At 42.6% G+C, this 17,182-nt stretch carries 15 protein-coding genes; 5 read left to right on the forward strand and 10 right to left on the reverse strand.

Going from position 1 to position 17,182, the window contains the following annotated elements:
• Positions 1-7: 7 nt before the first annotated feature.
• The 9 genes from DQW11_RS04280 to DQW11_RS04320 all read right to left on the reverse strand — a co-directional run bounded on the left by DQW11_RS04280 (position 8) and on the right by DQW11_RS04320 (position 12,717).
• Positions 8-2,464: a PIG-L family deacetylase gene (locus DQW11_RS04280; RefSeq protein WP_113922740.1), complete on the reverse strand. Its 2,457-nt coding sequence runs from the start codon at positions 2,462-2,464 to the stop codon at positions 8-10.
• Between the two features lie 373 nt (positions 2,465-2,837).
• A complete protein-coding gene (locus DQW11_RS04285) occupies positions 2,838-3,992 on the reverse strand; it encodes an acyloxyacyl hydrolase (RefSeq protein ID WP_113922741.1) in 1,155 nt (384 codons plus the stop codon).
• Positions 3,993-4,121: 129 nt separating this feature from the next.
• On the reverse strand, positions 4,122-5,330 hold the full coding sequence (locus DQW11_RS04290) for a tetratricopeptide repeat protein (RefSeq protein WP_113922742.1): 1,209 nt from the start codon (positions 5,328-5,330) through the stop codon (positions 4,122-4,124).
• Between the two features lie 57 nt (positions 5,331-5,387).
• The gene (gene gyrA, locus DQW11_RS04295; protein ID WP_113922743.1) at positions 5,388-7,868 is read right to left on the reverse strand and encodes a DNA gyrase subunit A; all 2,481 of its coding nucleotides are present in this window, start codon (positions 7,866-7,868) and stop codon (positions 5,388-5,390) included.
• 92 nt (positions 7,869-7,960) lie between these two features.
• Positions 7,961-8,947, reverse strand: coding sequence for a hypothetical protein (locus tag DQW11_RS04300; RefSeq protein WP_113922744.1), 987 nt, complete (start codon positions 8,945-8,947; stop codon positions 7,961-7,963).
• A gap of 97 nt (positions 8,948-9,044) precedes the next feature.
• Positions 9,045-9,539, reverse strand: a complete 495-nt coding sequence (locus tag DQW11_RS04305) for a hypothetical protein (RefSeq protein WP_113922745.1) — start codon at positions 9,537-9,539, stop codon at positions 9,045-9,047.
• A gap of 151 nt (positions 9,540-9,690) precedes the next feature.
• Entirely contained in the window at positions 9,691-10,341 is a 651-nt protein-coding gene (gene rpe / locus DQW11_RS04310; protein ID WP_113922746.1) for a ribulose-phosphate 3-epimerase, read from the reverse strand.
• A 56-nt stretch (positions 10,342-10,397) separates the two neighbouring features.
• Positions 10,398-12,044 (reverse strand): S8 family serine peptidase, encoded by a 1,647-nt coding sequence (locus tag DQW11_RS04315; protein ID WP_113922747.1) that lies wholly within the window; start codon positions 12,042-12,044, stop codon positions 10,398-10,400.
• Positions 12,031-12,717 carry a hypothetical protein gene (locus tag DQW11_RS04320; RefSeq protein WP_113922748.1) on the reverse strand — a complete coding sequence of 229 codons (687 nt, stop codon included), beginning with the start codon at positions 12,715-12,717 and terminating at the stop codon, positions 12,031-12,033. Before DQW11_RS04320 ends, DQW11_RS04315 begins: the two co-directional genes overlap by 14 nt.
• Positions 12,718-12,799: 82 nt before the next feature.
• Here DQW11_RS04320 and trpF point away from each other — a divergent pair, with 82 nt between their 5' ends.
• Genes trpF through DQW11_RS04335 form a run of 3 tightly spaced genes read left to right on the forward strand, consistent with a single transcriptional unit; the run spans position 12,800 to position 14,971 of the window.
• Positions 12,800-13,426, forward strand: a complete 627-nt coding sequence (gene trpF, locus DQW11_RS04325; RefSeq protein WP_113922749.1) for a phosphoribosylanthranilate isomerase — start codon at positions 12,800-12,802, stop codon at positions 13,424-13,426.
• A 19-nt stretch (positions 13,427-13,445) separates the two neighbouring features.
• Positions 13,446-14,345, forward strand: a complete 900-nt coding sequence (gene hemF, locus DQW11_RS04330) for an oxygen-dependent coproporphyrinogen oxidase (RefSeq protein ID WP_113922750.1) — start codon at positions 13,446-13,448, stop codon at positions 14,343-14,345.
• Between the two features lie 32 nt (positions 14,346-14,377).
• Positions 14,378-14,971, forward strand: a complete 594-nt coding sequence (locus tag DQW11_RS04335) for a phosphatase PAP2 family protein (protein WP_113922751.1) — start codon at positions 14,378-14,380, stop codon at positions 14,969-14,971.
• A gap of 1 nt (position 14,972) precedes the next feature.
• On the opposite strand, the gene DQW11_RS04340 is transcribed toward DQW11_RS04335, so the two are convergent.
• The gene (locus DQW11_RS04340; protein ID WP_113922752.1) at positions 14,973-15,566 is read right to left on the reverse strand and encodes a riboflavin synthase; all 594 of its coding nucleotides are present in this window, start codon (positions 15,564-15,566) and stop codon (positions 14,973-14,975) included.
• 124 nt (positions 15,567-15,690) lie between these two features.
• On the opposite strand from DQW11_RS04340, the gene DQW11_RS04345 reads away from it, so the two are divergent.
• The gene (locus DQW11_RS04345) at positions 15,691-16,347 is read left to right on the forward strand and encodes a protein-L-isoaspartate(D-aspartate) O-methyltransferase (RefSeq protein WP_113922753.1); all 657 of its coding nucleotides are present in this window, start codon (positions 15,691-15,693) and stop codon (positions 16,345-16,347) included.
• A gap of 81 nt (positions 16,348-16,428) precedes the next feature.
• The gene (locus DQW11_RS04350; RefSeq protein ID WP_113922754.1) at positions 16,429-16,965 is read left to right on the forward strand and encodes an acyl-CoA thioesterase; all 537 of its coding nucleotides are present in this window, start codon (positions 16,429-16,431) and stop codon (positions 16,963-16,965) included.
• Positions 16,966-17,182: the final 217 nt, after the last annotated feature.

Below are 17,182 nucleotides of genomic sequence, written 5' to 3' on the forward strand. Positions count from 1 at the left end.
TTATCTTTCATTTGCCCTGCTCGATCAAGTTGACGAATAGTTTGACTGCACCGGGCACGCCTGCCGGAAGCTGACGGAACCAGGAAATCCCTGAATAGGTGTAAGTCCCCGCCCCGTATTTGGTGTGGATCAGGGAACCATGGAAGAACTCCTCTCCCGGATCCTGAAAAGCAATCGGCGCACTGTAATTTGGATCCCAATTGGCGGTGAAGTAGAGTCCTCTTTCCTGCACCCATCCTTCAAAATCCTTAGCGGTGATTTTATTAGGCCCTGCCAAAATCGGATGGGAATAATCTACCTGAATCGGTGAATTTTCCACCGTGACCCTTTCTCTCGATATCGCAAAAGGATAGGGACCAAGGTCTTTGGTCAGCAAAGGAGAACCGGTATTGTATTGGACGATTACATTTCCTCCTTCTTTCACATATTCCATCAACTGATCGACATTGGAAGCGAGTGCCTGATTGACGTTGAATGCCCTGATGCCAACGATAACTGTGGAAAATGCCTTTAGCCTGTCTTTTTGAATATCAGAATCCTCCAAAATGCTCACCTGATAGCCAAGATTTTTCAGTACTTCAGCCACATCATCACCGGCACCGTTGATATAACCGATCTTTTGACCGGATACTTTTATATCGGTTTTGACAAGCCCAAAGGAAGTACTTGTAAAATACGTGAGGTTAGGAATATGTTTGTAGGAGATCCGCTTGGTGTCCAAGTTGAATTCCCTGCCGTCTTTGCTTCGGAAGGTGACCAAAACCTGCTTTTTCTCTTGGTCAGAATCTATGATATCAATCGTATAGAGTGTCCTTTTTCTCCTATCATCCTTGTCTGCACTGACGATACGGTATTGGTTTGATGCCAAGCCCTTCAGCATCAGGTCACCATCCAGTATTTTATTCCTAAAACTTACTTCCACATGGAGATTGTGTTCTGCGCCATCCACCAAAAAGAGATTGGCTTTGTCCAGATGAACATTGACCTCAGGTACCAAAGTAAATGGTTGCTTGATCTCGCCGTCTACCTGATCATTGTATTTGTATTGGAGAGGAAGCTCCATCTTGATTTTTTGTGATCCGATTTCCAGTGTTACTACCCCATGGATACCGGGGCTGTTGTTGGGTTTTCCGATCTTCTCAGGTTCTGTGATGTTAAACAACGCCCCATCTAAAGGTTTTTCTAACCAAAATGGCTGTGAAACAGGGTAGTCTTGTGGGATCTGGATTTCAACAGGAAGGGTTAGCGGAATATTGCCGTTTAGCTCTTTGCCGATTTGGGTTTTGAAAAGTGCACCGTCAAAGGATTGTACTTTCACGACACTTTGGGCTGGGTTGTTGAAGACAAATTCAGCATTTATCTTTTCTCCGGGATAGCCGATTTCTTTCTTGATGTTGAATTCCGCCTTGATTCCAAGCACTTCCAAAATCAACCCGTCAAGCTGTCCTTTTTTTTCTGTTAGCCAAAGGGCCGAGGAATTTTGGGTATCTAGCAAAGCCTTGATTTTCAGCAAGCCTTCCAGGTTATTTTCAGGTTGGATAAAGTCAAAGGAAGAAAGCACGGCTTCAATGGACTTTGTGATTTCTGCCCCGTTTGGAAGTTCTTTCCATCGGCTTTCTATTCCTTCAAAAGGGTGGGATTTAAATGGGAAACCTTTGATTAACTCAATAAAGTCATTGCCTTGTCCAATCTGGGAGGTAGAACCGAAGCCTTGGGATTTGTGCATCGTCCTACTGTCAGCGGCAATTTTGGAATAGGTTGTCCCCAACAAAGGATTGTATTCTCCCACCAAAAACTTATGGTAGGTCTTTCCTTCTTCCGGTTCGTATTGTCCTCCCCAATTGTATGCATTCCAAAAGACACTTTTGGGCTGCCACACAGAGACGTATTTGAGTTGCTCGGGAAATGCATTCTTGTCTGCAGCCAGTTCAAATGCCTCCACAGAAAGCATGGCTGAACTGGTATGGTGACCGTGCGTGGTACCGGGAATGGTGTTGAACCTATTGAGAATTACATCAGGCTGGTACTTCCGGATAATCCAAACCACATCTGAAAGGAGTTTCTTTTTGTCCCAATTGTTGAAAGTCTCGTCGGGGTTTTTACTGAATCCAAAGTCCAAAGCTCTGGTAAAAAATTGTCTGCCACCGTCAGTTTCCCTTGCTCTCAGAAGTTCCTGAGTCCGGATCAAGCCAAGTTCTATACCCAATTCGCTTCCTATCAGATTTTGCCCGCCATCTCCCCTTGTCAGGGAAAGGTAAGCGACTTCAGCATGCTCGGCATTGGCCAGGTAAGCAATCAATCTCGTATTCTCATCATCGGGATGGGCTGCGACAAACAATATGCGCTTGGTCTCCTGAAATCTGAGCAGTTTATGGTAAAGTTTAGAAGAAGGATTTGACTGTGCAAAAATCGGAACTATGAAAAGGTAACATAAGCAAAATAGCCACCACTTTTGATTCTTCATGTTTTTCAAAATTTGGGTAAAATGTAAGGTAAGCAATTAGCAAAAAAAACTGTTTTTTATATCAGTGGGTTTTGGTGATTGTTAAAGTATCTTAATAATTATTTTGGTTACCTGCTTCTTTGCTAGTAACCTAATTTTCTACACCAATCGAGACGGAAGACGGAAGTCAGAAGTCGGAAGTCTCTCGGAGGGACGGGATGGGTCGTATATTTCGGTTTCTTGATATGATTTGAAGTGAGAAATCACTTACTGGGAATGAAGGCGGACATACATAATATTTATTAACTATTTCACTTGTTGTCTAAGAATTTTGATTAAGATTCATTTTCTGTTGAGGGTGTTGACTATGGACTATCGACCGAGCGCTATAAACTCAATACGAATTCTTATCCTTGAAAATAGCATACCCTACGGTCCATTCAAAGAAGTCTGCCTTAAAGCCGTGTGCTTTGAGGGTGATTCCGGTAAACATTTGCCTGGAAAATCTGTACCTGATCCCCACCCTTTCATAATAGGCACTTGGTTCGTCGTTGAAATAATTCCGGTGCATGTAAACCCCAATTCCCAACGGAATGGAGAAATTCTTTTTCAGTACCCATTCTCCGGACGCGACAATGGCAAAAGAGGCTTTGTCCATAAACCCGCTCTTTTCCCAATTGCCGGGCAAAGTTCCATTGGCGGCATAAAACATATCCATACCGAGTCCATACCTGAGTTTATATCCCCTCTGCTTGAGGTAATTGACGCTGAAGCCCCACTTCATGTAGACATCACCACCGATTTCATAATTTTTGGCTCCTGCAGAAACCCATAGATTCACATGGCTGTTTGGAATGAATTTTGGAATATCAGACAGACTGGATTGATCAAAATATGCACGGTTGAGGGTTGACCTGAGTCCGATGGAAAATGGAATGAAATTAAGTCCGGAATTGGGCTTTTTGATTGACCCGTTGGAAAAATGTTTCAGTCCAAAAGCTGTTTCCAAATCCAGCCAAGGAGAAAGGGCATACCGCATAGTAAAACCTACGTGGACATAACCGTTTCTATAAGAACCGATAAATTGGTTAATCGGATTAGAATCAGGGTCATAGGGTTTGAAGTTAAATGCCAACCCGAAAGCTGCAAAATAACTGTAGCTCAACCTGCCTTTCAGGAAGGTTTTGGTAAACGGAAGATCCGCATAGGCATAAACAGCGTTCGGTTTGCCGATATAGTCATTTTTGAACGTGGCGGTATAAAGTCCAAAACCATAAGTCGGATACTTGTAAATCCGATTATAAAGATTCTTTCTGGTATTCTTAAAGCCAAGACGGAGATCCAGAGCGGTATAGTTCAACCCGTTGTTGATGAATTCCCCCCAATCGGTGTTTTTGGGAATCATCGGACCTGTCTCAAACAACAGGCTAAGATTTTTCTGGAATTTTGGATTACGGGCAGTAGAATCTAAAGATGACGATGCATTGGCAAACCAGACAGGAAAAATCATCAGGAAAATCAATCCGCTGACCAATCGATTTGAAGGCATTTTTAGAAAGAAGTTTTTGTTTGGGTGTTCAAAAATGACTATTTAATCGGAGTAAACAAAATGGATTGGCACCAACAAAAAAAACCGCCATTTCTGGCGGTTTCCTTTCTTATTTTTAGAGGGGGAAAATTACTTTTCCATCCAATCGGCACCTAATTTGGCAACCAGCATTTTGTTGTATTTTTCAACCTCTGCGGTGTTTTTCAATCTCACATGGACATTGTACAAAATTTCCATGATCTCCACATTGTCAGGCTTCAGAGACAATCCTTTTTCGAAATAAGGAACTGCTTCGGCATAAAGACCTTCCGCTTGTTTGGTCATCGTAGGAGCATTTTTCTCCCATTCCGCATCAGACAAATCATTGATTTTAGACAAAATTGCTTTGGCCTGTTCCAAGTAGATTGCACCTGTATAGTAATTGCCTTCAAAGAAGTTTGGATCAGCGACTACAGATTTTTTGTATTCTACCAAAGCACCGTCCATATCTCCTGATTGCTCCAAGAGGTAACCGTATCTCAACAACAAACCAGGATTGTTTGGATCAGCAGCCAAAGCTGTTTTTACAGAAGCCATTGCCTCATCCATTTTGTTCATTTGAAGCAACAACTGTACTTCAAACTCAGAAAGGGTTTTGTCATCCGGATAATCAGCCCTGGCGCGGGTTACATATTTGTAAGCCTCTTCAGGATTCTTGTCTTCTGAACTGATAATTTGGATCAATAGATAATAGGAGCTTAGCTTGTTATATTCTTTGATCTCAATCAGTTTTTTGAATTGCTTCTTTGCATCTTCATATTTACCAAGGTCGTTGGCAATATAGCCTGCATTGAATGAAGAGGTCGTATCTGTCGGATCAATGTCAGACATCAGGTTGAAGAACTCATAAGCCATTTCCATGTCCTCATTTTCGTAAGTCGTAAGGGCTTTCTCAAATGCGGCATTTTTTAAGGTTCTGATAGAGTAAGGCTTAAAGTTCTCAGGAAGATCAGGAATTTCTTCCTTGTATACTTCCTTGCCAATTTTACTTTCTTTATCGTTTCCTGACATTTCCATGGCCTTGGTAAACTGTGCAAGTGCCGCCCTACCTGTCTCTACAGTAGAGGCTACATTGGAAGAATCCTGACCGAATTTTTTTGTCAAAATTCTGGCTTTGAGTAGTGGAGTTTCCGGGTTATCCTTGGTTTCCGGATTTTCTAGCGCTGCATCAATCTCCGTTAGGGCGACTTCAAGATCTCCTTTTTTGAAGTTCTTTTCGGCTGAGCTGACGACTTTCTTCTGGGCAAAAGCACCTGACGCAATTGCGACCAATGCCAATGATAAGATTACCTTTTTCATTTGTTTTCTTTTTTGCTAATTATTTGGTTCTGTATTGGTTCAATTATAAGTTTTGGATTATGATTCTGGTGCAATTTCAACCTCCTCGTCTTCTTCCCTAGTGATTTTTTCGACTGACGAAATCTCATCACTTTCGCTTAATTTGATCAACCTCACCCCTTGTGTAGCCCTTCCCATCACTCTCAATTCCGACACAGGAGTCCTGATTGTAATTCCTGATTTATTGATGATCATCAGGTCATCACTGTCTACCACTTCCTTGATAGCGACAAGATATCCCGTTTTGTCTGTGATGTTCATGGCTTTTACACCCTTTCCTCCACGGTTGGTAATCCTGTATTCTTCTATCAGGGACCGCTTTCCATAGCCTTTTTGTGAAACTACCAAAAGCGTCGCATCTTCCCTCGCAGCACATACCATGCCAACCACTTCGTCGTTAACATCCGTTAACGTTATTGCCTTAACCCCGGTAGCCGTCCTACCCATAGGCCGTACTGTAGACTCATGGAAATGGACCGCCCTGCCTGATTTGGCCGCAATGATGATATGGGAATCGCCTGTGGTCATTTCTACCCTGAGCAACTGGTCTTCATCCCTGATATTCAGGGCGATAATTCCATTTGTCCTTGGGCGTGAATACTGTTCCAAAGTCGTTTTTTTGATAATCCCATTCTTGGTGACCATCACAAGGTAGTTGTTGGTGATATAATCTATATCGTTCAAATCCCCTACCTGAATGATTGACCTTATTTTATCTTCTGGTGTTATATTGATCAAATTCTGTATCGGTCTTCCCTTGGTTGCTTTGGCACCTTCAGGAATCGCATAGGTTTTAAGCCAGAATAATTTACCTAGATCGGTAAAAATCAACAGGTAATTATGGGTGGAAGCTGTAAACAGGTATTCTGTCCAATCGTCTTCCTTGGTAATGGCACCCCTTGAACCAACTCCTCCTCTACCCTGTGACCTGTATTCCGTCAATGCTGTCCTTTTGATATAACCCTGGTGGGAAACGGTAATGATTACCTCCTCATTTGGAATCATGTCTTCATAGCTGAAATCTTCGGCGTTGTGCTCGATGGTCGTCCTCCTGGCATCATTGTACCGGTCTTTGATTTCATTGAGTTCGTCCTTAATGATCTGCATCCTACGCTCTTCACTTCCCAAAATGTCTTTAAGGTCAATAATCAAAGTCATGATCTCATTGTACTCATCCTGGATTTTCTCTCTTTCCATGCCGGTAAGACGCTGCAAACGCATGTCCAAAATGGCGCGTGCCTGAATCTCGCTCAGGCTGAATCTTTCCATCAAGCCATTCCTGGCTGTTTCAGGGTCCCTTGAACTCCTGATCAGAGAAATCACTTCATCCAAGTGGTCCAATGCAATCAGATAACCTTCCAAGATGTGGGCTCTCTTTTCTGCTTCCCTCAGTTCGTATTCTGTCCTTCTGATGACCACTTCATGCCTGTGATTGACATAGTGGAAAATCATATCCTTCAGGTTCAGGGTCTGTGGACGTCCTTTGACAAGGGCCACGTTGTTGACCGAAAAAGAAGTCATCAACTGCGTCTGCTTGTAGAGGTTGTTCAATACCACACTTGATATCGCGTCTCTCTTCAACTCATACACAATCCTCATTCCCTGACGGTCAGATTCGTCCCTGATGGCTGAGATGCCGTCTATTTTCTTTTCATTGATCAAAGCGGCAGTCTTCTCGATCATATTGGCCTTATTGACCAAATAGGGGATCTCAGAGATGATGATGGCTTCCCTGCCGTTGTCTTTGGTTTCGATTTCTGCTTTGCCTCTTACGACTACACGGCCACGTCCTGTTTCAAAAGCTGCTTTTACCCCGTTATAACCATAAATTATGCCTCCTGTAGGAAAATCAGGGGCAATGATAAATTCCATGAGTTCAGCAATGGTGATGTCCCTGTTGTCGATAAAAGCGATGATACCGCTGACAACTTCACCTAAGTTATGGGGGGCCATATTGGTGGCCATACCCACTGCAATCCCGGATGTACCGTTCAATAGAAGTGCCGGGATTTTAGCAGGCAATACAACCGGTTCCTTCAAGGAATCATCAAAATTGAACTGAAAATCAACCGTTTCCTTATTGATATCAATCAGCAACTCTTCCGCAATTCTTTTGAGCCTGGCTTCGGTATATCGCATCGCAGCAGGATTATCTCCATCGACGGAACCGAAGTTGCCCTGGCCGTCCACCAAAGGGTATCTGAGGGACCAAGGCTGGGCCATTCTGACCATGGTCTCGTATACAGCAGAGTCACCATGCGGGTGGTACTTACCCAATACTTCTCCAACTATTCTTGCAGATTTTTTGTAGGGTTTGTTATGCATCACACCCAATTCCTGCATACCAAAAAGTATCCTTCTGTGAACAGGCTTAAGGCCATCTCTTACATCAGGTAAAGCTCTTGAAACAATGACTGACATCGAATAATCGATGTACGCTCCTCTCATTTCATCCTCAATATTAATGGGGATTATATTCTCGTTTTCTCCTTGCGCCATATTTTAAAAGGTGATCAATAAGCCTGCAAGTTAATAAAAAGAATACGGTTTTAAAAAGGTAAACCAATCTTGGGGAAGCTTTTGATTTGGCCTCAATACCACTGTCCTACCCTACGGTTTTGTTGGTGGAAAATCGAGCTTCCCCTATACTCCACTCCGCCGTGTAAGTGCTTCATTACTACCCCGCAACCGGGTACTTTGCACCTCTTTGTACTTGGCAGGCTGATCGAAAGTCCAAACTGTGCAAAAAAAAGATTTTGACCGATGGTTTGAAATTCTTCCGGAATTTCTGTCTGATAATTGTAGTTTCGGAATTCGGCACCGGTTTTAACAAAAAACTTGGTGTATTCCGAAAATTCTTTTTCCACCCTTAACGCAATATTGAAAAAAGACTGGTTGTCTGTATTAATCAAAGGATCAAAGTTTTTTCTCATGTAGACATTTCCAAATTCACTTTCAGCGATAAACCTCCAAGGATAAATCTGCCGGATCCTCTGGTTTTTTTCCGACTGCATCATGATATTGTTCGAATCAAATGCCCTGTATTTCCATTGCAAAAACTTAGCCCTCTTGTTGGCATCGTATAACACCAATCCTATGGACCCAAAAGCCCGGTCCAACGTATAACTTTGCTGCTGAAACTGAAACTCAAAATCTCCGGACCGGAGGTTATCCATCTGCCCAAATTCCCTTCCATAACCCGCACCGAGGGTCAGGGTATTGAAAAGGTTGATTTTTACAGCTGCATTGATCGGTACGGCAAAGTTATTTCTCGAAAAAGTAAGGGTATCATCGGCTGTGACTTGCTGGGGAACTTCAATGTTCTGAAATTGGGAGATGGGGTACAGGGATGGTGACAGGGAGGTAAAAACCATTTCATTCATATGGAAAGCCCCTCCGGTAAAAATTTCAAAACTGAAATTTCCCATGGCATTTCTGACGACATTCCCAATATTGCTTTGGCTCTTTCTTGTTTTGGATTTGGCTTTGGAATCTATACCAAAAATATCTTCATCCTGTGCCTGGGCAAATTGGAAGCCCAACAACAATATTCCAAACAGCGCAATTAATTTCTTCATACGGATAATAACGAAACCGAAATTAAAAACAATACCTTGATTAAAACAAAAAAGGCCTCCAATATTGGAAGCCTTTCGGTTTTGCTGACTCTAAATATTACACTTTCCCTACTCCTGATGCCCGTTTTTCTTTGAGTTCGGTAATCAGGGCATTGATTTTTTCATTCAAACTTGGATCTGCGCTCTTTGCTTTCATGATTTTGTTATAGGTCGCTGCCCCCAATTTCTCGGGATCTTTGATGAATTCGACTTTGTAATTTTTCACAGACTCCCCCAAGGAATCCATAAAATCCTGGATTTTCTGAAAAGCAGCTTTCTCCTCTTCTGTAATCTTTACCTCTGCCAATTTTTCTTCATTACCCCAAGCAGCCTTGATCTCATTGTACCTTCCTGCTCCGCCGAGGGTCGAATCGCTTTTAATCATCTCCACCAATTCTTTCTGCTTTTCAGCCAAAAAGTTGGATACAGATTCTTCCATCGTAGCAAATTTCAAAATTTCCTCTTCAGTCACCTCTTCTGTCGCCTCTTGTGCGAAGGAATTAAAATTTATCAATCCGGTAATCAGGAATGCCAATACGAATAATCTTTTCATCTTTAAATGGTTTTGGTTAGTATTTATTGTGAATGATATTCCAATAAACGTGCTAACCACCTTGATTACAACAATAACAGTCCTAAAAATGCTATAAAAAATGTTAAGTGGAATATATCTTTTATAAAAGGAAATTGGACATTTGCCTCATTCAAAGACTTTTGAGTTCATGAATGGTCTGAATCGGATCCGTCGCCGAAAACACAAAATTTCCTGCAACCAACACATCCGCTCCTTCTGCGATCAGCAATGGGGCGTTTTTCAGGTTTACTCCCCCGTCGATTTCTATCAGGGTGGAAGTTCCTCTTTTATAGATCAATGATTTCAGCTGTGACACCTTTTGGTAGGTATGTTCGATAAATTTTTGGGCCCCAAAACCCGGATTGACTGACATCACACAGACAAGGTCTATGTCCTGAATGATTTCCTCCAACATGCTGACAGGAGTATGTGGATTGATCGCGACACCTGCCTTGCAACCGAGGGCTTTGATGGCCTGTAAAGTCCGATGAAGGTGGTTGCAGGCCTCCAAATGCACCGAAATGATGTGTGCTCCGGCTTTTTGGAAAGCTTCCAGATACCTATCAGGATCCACTATCATCAGATGCACATCCAAAGGTTTTGTGGCATGCTTATGAATCGCTTCGGTAACAGGAATTCCAAACGAAATATTGGGTACAAAAACACCGTCCATGATGTCCACATGGATATAGTCTGCCTTAGAGGCATTGAGCATTTCTACTTCTTTCTGGAGATTGGCAAAATCAGCCGCAAGTACGGAAGGTGCAATTTGGACAGGCATGGATGGATTTGGTTTTGGAATCGCCTGCAAAGGAAATAAAAAAATAACTTCGCCCCTTACCTTTTCAACAATTTTGTCCTTTTGACTTCTCTGCCGGACTGCATTTGAACCAAAAACATGCCTTTTGGAATCATCGGCAAACTGATCTCAAAGGGTTGATTGAGAGAAGCTCTTTGGATATCAATTCTTTGGATTTCTTTGCCATTGATGTCATAAAGAGAAAATTCTCCCGAGAGGCTTTTTCCAAACTGAACAAAAAGATCTCCTCCATTCAACGGATTGGGATAAACCTTAAAATCACTCTCTTTTTCCAAAGTCAAAATGCTCAAAATCTCACCAAAATAGGCTTTGGAAAAATCAGGAATTCCATATCCCAAAAGGTTATCCGGTTTGTCAAATTGACTGGAACTTCTCAGAATATAATTGATCAGATCTTCTTTGGACCACTCGGGACGCGCCTCCCACAATCCTGCCGCCAAAGCCGCAATCTGGGGAGCAGAAAAGGAAGTACCATTGGACGGCCCCAATGTTCCGTTGGAACGGATCACTTGGGCACTGTTGCCAAACGCAGAAACTTCAGGCTTGATCCTGCCGTCCGCAGTTGGTCCCTGTGAACTGAATCCTGCCCGAGCAAGGTCGGCATTGACTGCACCGACTGATAAAATTCCTTCTGCATCTGCCGGAGCAATAATAGAAGTTACACCCCTTGAACCGTAATTCCCGGCGCTAGTAACGACCAAAATACCTTTCTTAGAAGCGATATCGGCTCCTTTGGTAATGGTAGAGGTTTTGCCATCCAAACTGGCTTTGGTGTAATCCATGCTGGGATCATCAAAATCCCAATAACCCAAAGAGCTGCTGATGATATCCACGCCAAGACTGTCTGCCCAAGCTGCTGCCCTGACCCAATTGTATTCTTCAATCCTGTATTCTGTGGGAACGTCTTCAGTAATTCCAAGGATATATTTGGCATCAGGTGCACCCGAAACCAATAGGTTTTCCTGCTTGGCAGCGATCAAAGAAAGGGCATTTGTACCATGCTGGTTAAAATTATAAACATTTCCGTTTGCTAAATGGACAAAATCCCTGGTAGCGACAATTTGGTTGTTGGTAAACAAATGTGCGAAAGCAGAAATGGTATTGACACCGGGAAAGCCTGCATCAAATACCGCAATGGTAATCCCCTTGCCCTTGTATCCTTCACTGTGCATGGCCGGAATACCGATCAGTTCATTCTGAAAATCATAGGGTGTGGCCGCAGTTTTGGCATTTGTCTTATTGGGAGAACTAGCACCGACTTTTGCATCGAATCCAAAACCGGATCTCCCATTGGAACTTTGGCCAGGAGCTGCCAAGACCACTTTTTCAACGTAGGGAAGTGCGGCGATGGCATTGATGTTTTCGGCAGTAGCCTCCACCACAGTCGCATTCAGCCAATTGATCGGGTAAAGGATTTTGGCTGATTTGGAAGATAATCCGGATACATATTTGGAAGAAACAGGCAAATCAAGGCTGTCAACAGGTATCTGAAACTTTGCCCTTCTCGCAAGAGATGCTGCAGACAAAAACTCAGAAGGGCGGCTGAGGGAAAATGTATCCTGAGGCTTAAACTTAAAATGAACGGCGTACCTGTTTTGCCCATAGGAAATGGAAACAATAAAAAAACAGAAAAGAGAAAAAATGAGGCGGTTAAAGTTTGCCATACGATTTGATTTTTAAATGGGTCAACCTCCCCGAGTCTACGATCTTTTGTCCGAGGCAGTCATTCCTGGAGCAATAGGTAAATACTTCATAATATTGTTCCACCAAGCCAACACCCTTGGCGAAAACCTCATAACGGTTATCCCTGAAGGTGATTTCATCATCATCTTCCTCCTGAAGTACTTTCAGTGATTTGGAAAATGACTGTTGGCCAACTTCGACCTTTCCCAAAAAGGAAATTTCATACTCATCGGGATTACCGGAATTGAAGATTTGGGCATCCCATGTTTTCTCCAATTCTGGAGGAAAAACCAAGTTGACGGTCTTTTTGTTCTCGAAAGTCCTTAATAATGCCAAGTTGCGGTATTGCATCAGATAATTTCCGATGATGGCCCATTCCGTCCCATCGGAAGATTTCTCTCTAGCCAGGACATAGACGAGGTCATTTTCGACATTGAGATAGGTGTAAATGATCCTGTCTCTCAAAAAATAGGTACTGCTTTCTTCGTCACTTTCCCCAAATACGATCGTTTCATTGACCTCGTATTCCCAGAAAAGACCAACTTCCAAAGGCTGATAATCCAATCCAAAATCAGAATCGGGCTCCTCAGTCTCTGTACATGAAAATAAAAAAGCAATTAGGCTAAGAAAGTAAAGTGGGTGAATCTTAAGCATAAGCGAGTTCTAGACGTCTGCAAAAATACAATTTTAACCTGAAATTTCTACCTTAGCATCCAAAAATCATCAAAACACCAACATGGCTCTCCGTTCCTTTGTAAAAATAAGTGCAGTTACCAACCTATCAGATGCCAGGTATTGTGCAGGAATGTATGTCAATCTGATCGGATTTGATCTGGAAGAAAAAAGCAAAAACTTTACTTCTTCCCAAAAATTCAATGAAATCACCGGTTGGCTATCAGGGGTTGATTTTGTAGCTGAATTTGAAAGCACCCATCCTGAGAAAATCCTGACACTTGTCCAGGAATACAATGGGATCAATTTTATAGAAACAAAAGAGGAAATCTATTTGAGGATGTTGGTCAATTCTTCTTTTGGAATCATACTCAAAAAGGAACTATCTACAGAAGAGGACTTGGATGACCTGATTGCCAAAGCACAATTTTTCAAGGATTTTGGTGTGGTCTTGCACCTCGTGTCCAATAGTTTGGATTTGGATAGTTCTATCATTGAAAAACTGAAAACTTTAGCTTCTTCGGTGGATGTATTGCTTGGTTTTGGGATTGAACCTGACACAATTGGGGAAATAATAGAAGATACAGGCATCAAAGGAATTGCCCTTGAAGGTGGGGAAGAAATCAAACCGGGCCTTAAGGATTTTGACCAGTTGGCGGAGATATTGGAAGTTCTTGAGATCGAAGAATAAATAGAATTGGAATAGAAAAATGCTAGAGAAAGAGAAAATCACCAGTGACTTCATGGACATTCAGGACCACATCTGTAAGGAACTGGAAATAGAGGACGGCAAAGGGAAATTCCAGGAAGACAAGTGGACAAGGGCAGAAGGCGGAGGAGGTAGGACTCGTATCTTCCAAAATGGCAATGTCATAGAAAAAGGCGGGGTGGCATTCTCCGCTGTAGAAGGTCCCACACCGGACAAAATCCTTCAAAAGCTCAATCTGGAAAAGGCGGATTTTTATGCCACAGGCGTATCTATTGTCATTCATCCCGAAAGCCCAATGGTGCCGATCATCCATATGAACATCCGGTATTTTGAAATGAGCAATGGCGTGAGATGGTTTGGGGGAGGAATTGACCTTACCCCTCATTATGTGGACATCGAAGACGCAAGGTACTTTCACCAAGAGGTAAAGGCCACCTGCGATCAATCTAATCTAGACTACTACCCAAAATTCAAAAAGTGGGCAGATGATTATTTTTTTATCAAACACAGGAATGAAACAAGAGGAATCGGCGGCATTTTCTTCGACAGACTGACCAGCCATGATGCCAAAGAGATGGATTCAGTGTTTGGGTTTGTGAAATCTGTCGGGTACCTTTTTCCAAAAGTCTACCGCCACTTGATGGCCAAAAACAAATCTTTGCCCTACGGAGAAAATGAGAAAAAATGGCAGGCACTCCGTCGCGGAAGGTATGTTGAATTTAACCTGGTGTGGGATGCAGGCACCAAATTCGGACTCGATACCAATGGGAGAACGGAAAGCATCCTGATGAGTATGCCTCCCATGGCCAATTGGGAATACATGCATCAGCCCTCTACGGGCTCAAAAGAAGCGTTCACCCTCGACCATCTGAAAAAAGAGATTGATTGGGTCAGTATATAAAAATTGGTTAATGGTTATTGGGTTATTGAAACATGCTAGAAAAAATCAGTGAATGGGATCAGGCTCTTTTTTTGTGGTTAAACCAATACCACTCGGATTTTCTGGATCCTGTCATGTACTTTTTGACCCAAACTTATCCTTGGATTCCGCTGTATATTTTCTTGATTTTTTTGGTCGCTAAGGCCCACGGCAAACAGGGTTGGTGGGTAATCTTGGGCGTGTTGCTTGCGGTCATGCTTGCAGACCAAATCACATCAGCATTGATGAAACCTTTTTTCGAAAGACTAAGGCCATGCCATGAAGTTTTGTTGAATGGCATGATCCACAATTATGGCAAATGCGGGGGCATGTACGGCTTTGCTTCCTCCCATGCAGCCAATAGTTTTGCCATAGCGACTGCCATGTATTTTGGGCTTTCCTTTAAATTTCCTGCCATAAAATGGCTATTCCTTTGGGCGGTGTTTTTTTCGTACACAAGGATTTACCTTGGTGTACACTATCCGGGAGATGTAGCTGTCGGAGGCTTGGTGGGGGTTGTCAGTGGCATTACAGGATATCACCTTTTTCAATACATCTACCATTTTGTGAAGACAAAATGGAAAATAGAAAAAATCAAAACTGACTGAATCAGTCTGCGTAACCTCTGATGATTCTTTGGATGTATTTGCCAATTATATCAAACTCAAGGTTTACCTCATCTCCAACTTTCAGTTCATGGAAGTTGGTATGCTCATAGGTATAGGGGATAATGGCCACAGAAAATTTCCCGTTTTTAGAATTGAAGCAGGTCAGGCTAGTACCATTTACCGTAATGGAACCCTTCTCAACTGTTACATTTCCGGTGTGGGGATCAAAAGAGAAATCAAAAATCCACGAACCATCCTGTTCGGCAATCCCACCTACTTTTCCGACCTGATCGACATGACCCTGGACTATATGTCCATCAAACCTGCCGTTGGAAGGCATGCAGCGTTCCAAGTTTATTTTTTTACCAATGGCCCAAGATTTAAGGTTGGTTTTTTTCAGGGTCTCATCTATCGCAGTTACACTGTAGGTATTTCCTTCTACCGCAACCACAGTCAGACAGACGCCATTATGGGAAACAGACTGATCTACTTTGAGTTGAGCGGTAATCGGTGATGAAATATCAAACCTGACATTGGTTCCTTCTTTGGTGAGTCCGGTGACTGTTCCCAATGTCTCAATAATTCCTGTAAACATATTTTAAATTCAAGTGGTCAATATTTCAGACAATAAGCTTCAAAGCAATGAAATCGGTTCAAATTAAGCCAATTTATCCCTTAACTTCGCATCGTTTACAAAAGTTTCCCATTACCATCCACCCATGTTAAAATTAGAGGATAGCTACCGCCATAAAGGTCAGCGAAAAGAATTGGTAAAAATCATCCGACAAAAAGGAATCAAAGACGAGGCTGTTTTGAATGCCATCAACACCCTTCCAAGGCATTTTTTCTTTGATTCAGCATTAGACTCCCACGCCTACGAAGACAAGGCATTCCCTATCGGGGAAGGTCAGACGATATCCCAACCATACACTGTCGCCTTCCAAACCGAATTGCTCAAAATCAAACCGGGTGACAAAGTGTTGGAAATCGGCACAGGGTCAGGGTATCAGGGTGCTATCCTGCATTTGTTGGGAGCGGAGGTGCATACCATAGAATACCAGAAGAAGCTTTTTGACCGGACCAAAAAGTTTATGGCCAAATTGGGAATCCACTTGCATTTTTACTTTGGGGATGGCTCCAAAGGCATTCCTGAACAAGCCCCTTACGACAAAATTCTGGTGACAGCCGGCGCACCTGTTGTCCCAAATTCCTTATTGAAGCAATTGAAAGTGGGTGGGATTTTGGTGATCCCGGTAGGTGACCGCAAGTCACAGAAAATGATGAAACTCACCAAAATCACCGAAACAAAAATCGAACAGGAGGAATTTGACAACTTTGCATTTGTACCTCTCTTGGGAATGGAAGGATGGAAATAACCAAATTTTATACTGAATTCAACCCCTTAATTTTTCATTGAAAGAAAAACGTTTTGTATTTTTACAAAAAAATTAACTTTTATGCCAAAACAGAAACCTGTTAAGCTGTCTGAAGTGATTATGACGGAAATGGTATTGCCAAACGATACCAATACCCTTCACAACCTCATGGGCGGAAAATTGATGCATTGGATGGATATTGTAGCGGCAATTGCTGCGCAAAAGCATTCCAACAGAATCGTAGTTACAGCTTCTGCAGACAGCATTTCTTTTAAGCACCCCATCCCGCTAGGCAATGTAGTGACCCTAAAGTCACGCGTAACGAGGGCTTTCAATTCTTCCATTGAAGTATTCATCGAGGTTTGGGCAGAAGATATTCCTGCCAACAAAAAGATCCTGACGCACAGGGCATTTTTCACCTTTGTGGCAGTAGACCAAAACGGCCGTCCAATAGAAGTGCCTGAAGCCATCCCTGAGACACCCGAGGAAAAAGAATTGTATGAAGGAGCATTGAGAAGAAGGCAGCTGAGGTTGGTACTCGCAAAAAGAATGGACCCAAAAGATGCCGTTGAACTCAAATCGATATTTGGCTTTGAGGAGAATAAAGGCAGTGAGTAGGAATATCTAGGAGTAAGGGCAAGTTGAAAAAGTTGTATTTGCTACAATTGGTTTAACCGTTTTGGTGTCAGAAAGTCTTTTTACGACCATCCTTTCGGTCGTTTTGTTCTCCATATCCGGTCCTAACATCCATTCACTTACTTCTTTCCAGTTATCCCCTTAAATTTCCGCTTTTTACATCCCTATCTTTCAAATTCCGTTTTGCAATCCCCCTTTT

The organism is Cognataquiflexum aquatile, assembly GCF_003316845.1.
Taxonomy (GTDB): Bacteria; Bacteroidota; Bacteroidia; order Cytophagales; family Cyclobacteriaceae; genus Cognataquiflexum; species Cognataquiflexum aquatile.

What these genes read in the sequence shown, in the direction of transcription:
- DQW11_RS04320 (WP_113922748.1), bottom strand. Translation starts at nt 12,717, where the DNA reads ATGCTTAAGATTCACCCACTTTACTTTCTTAGCCTAATTGCTTTTTTA.
- DQW11_RS04300 (WP_113922744.1), bottom strand. Translation starts at nt 8,947, where the DNA reads ATGAAGAAATTAATTGCGCTGTTTGGAATATTGTTGTTGGGCTTCCAA.
- hemF (WP_113922750.1), top strand. Translation starts at nt 13,446, where the DNA reads ATGCTAGAGAAAGAGAAAATCACCAGTGACTTCATGGACATTCAGGAC.
- DQW11_RS04340 (WP_113922752.1), bottom strand. Translation starts at nt 15,566, where the DNA reads ATGTTTACAGGAATTATTGAGACATTGGGAACAGTCACCGGACTCACC.
- rpe (WP_113922746.1), bottom strand. Translation starts at nt 10,341, where the DNA reads ATGCCTGTCCAAATTGCACCTTCCGTACTTGCGGCTGATTTTGCCAAT.
- DQW11_RS04315 (WP_113922747.1), bottom strand. Translation starts at nt 12,044, where the DNA reads ATGGCAAACTTTAACCGCCTCATTTTTTCTCTTTTCTGTTTTTTTATT.
- DQW11_RS04285 (WP_113922741.1), bottom strand. Translation starts at nt 3,992, where the DNA reads ATGCCTTCAAATCGATTGGTCAGCGGATTGATTTTCCTGATGATTTTT.
- DQW11_RS04280 (WP_113922740.1), bottom strand. Translation starts at nt 2,464, where the DNA reads ATGAAGAATCAAAAGTGGTGGCTATTTTGCTTATGTTACCTTTTCATA.
- trpF (WP_113922749.1), top strand. Translation starts at nt 12,800, where the DNA reads ATGGCTCTCCGTTCCTTTGTAAAAATAAGTGCAGTTACCAACCTATCA.
- DQW11_RS04290 (WP_113922742.1), bottom strand. Translation starts at nt 5,330, where the DNA reads ATGAAAAAGGTAATCTTATCATTGGCATTGGTCGCAATTGCGTCAGGT.
- DQW11_RS04305 (WP_113922745.1), bottom strand. Translation starts at nt 9,539, where the DNA reads ATGAAAAGATTATTCGTATTGGCATTCCTGATTACCGGATTGATAAAT.
- DQW11_RS04345 (WP_113922753.1), top strand. Translation starts at nt 15,691, where the DNA reads ATGTTAAAATTAGAGGATAGCTACCGCCATAAAGGTCAGCGAAAAGAA.
- DQW11_RS04335 (WP_113922751.1), top strand. Translation starts at nt 14,378, where the DNA reads ATGCTAGAAAAAATCAGTGAATGGGATCAGGCTCTTTTTTTGTGGTTA.
- gyrA (WP_113922743.1), bottom strand. Translation starts at nt 7,868, where the DNA reads ATGGCGCAAGGAGAAAACGAGAATATAATCCCCATTAATATTGAGGAT.
- DQW11_RS04350 (WP_113922754.1), top strand. Translation starts at nt 16,429, where the DNA reads ATGCCAAAACAGAAACCTGTTAAGCTGTCTGAAGTGATTATGACGGAA.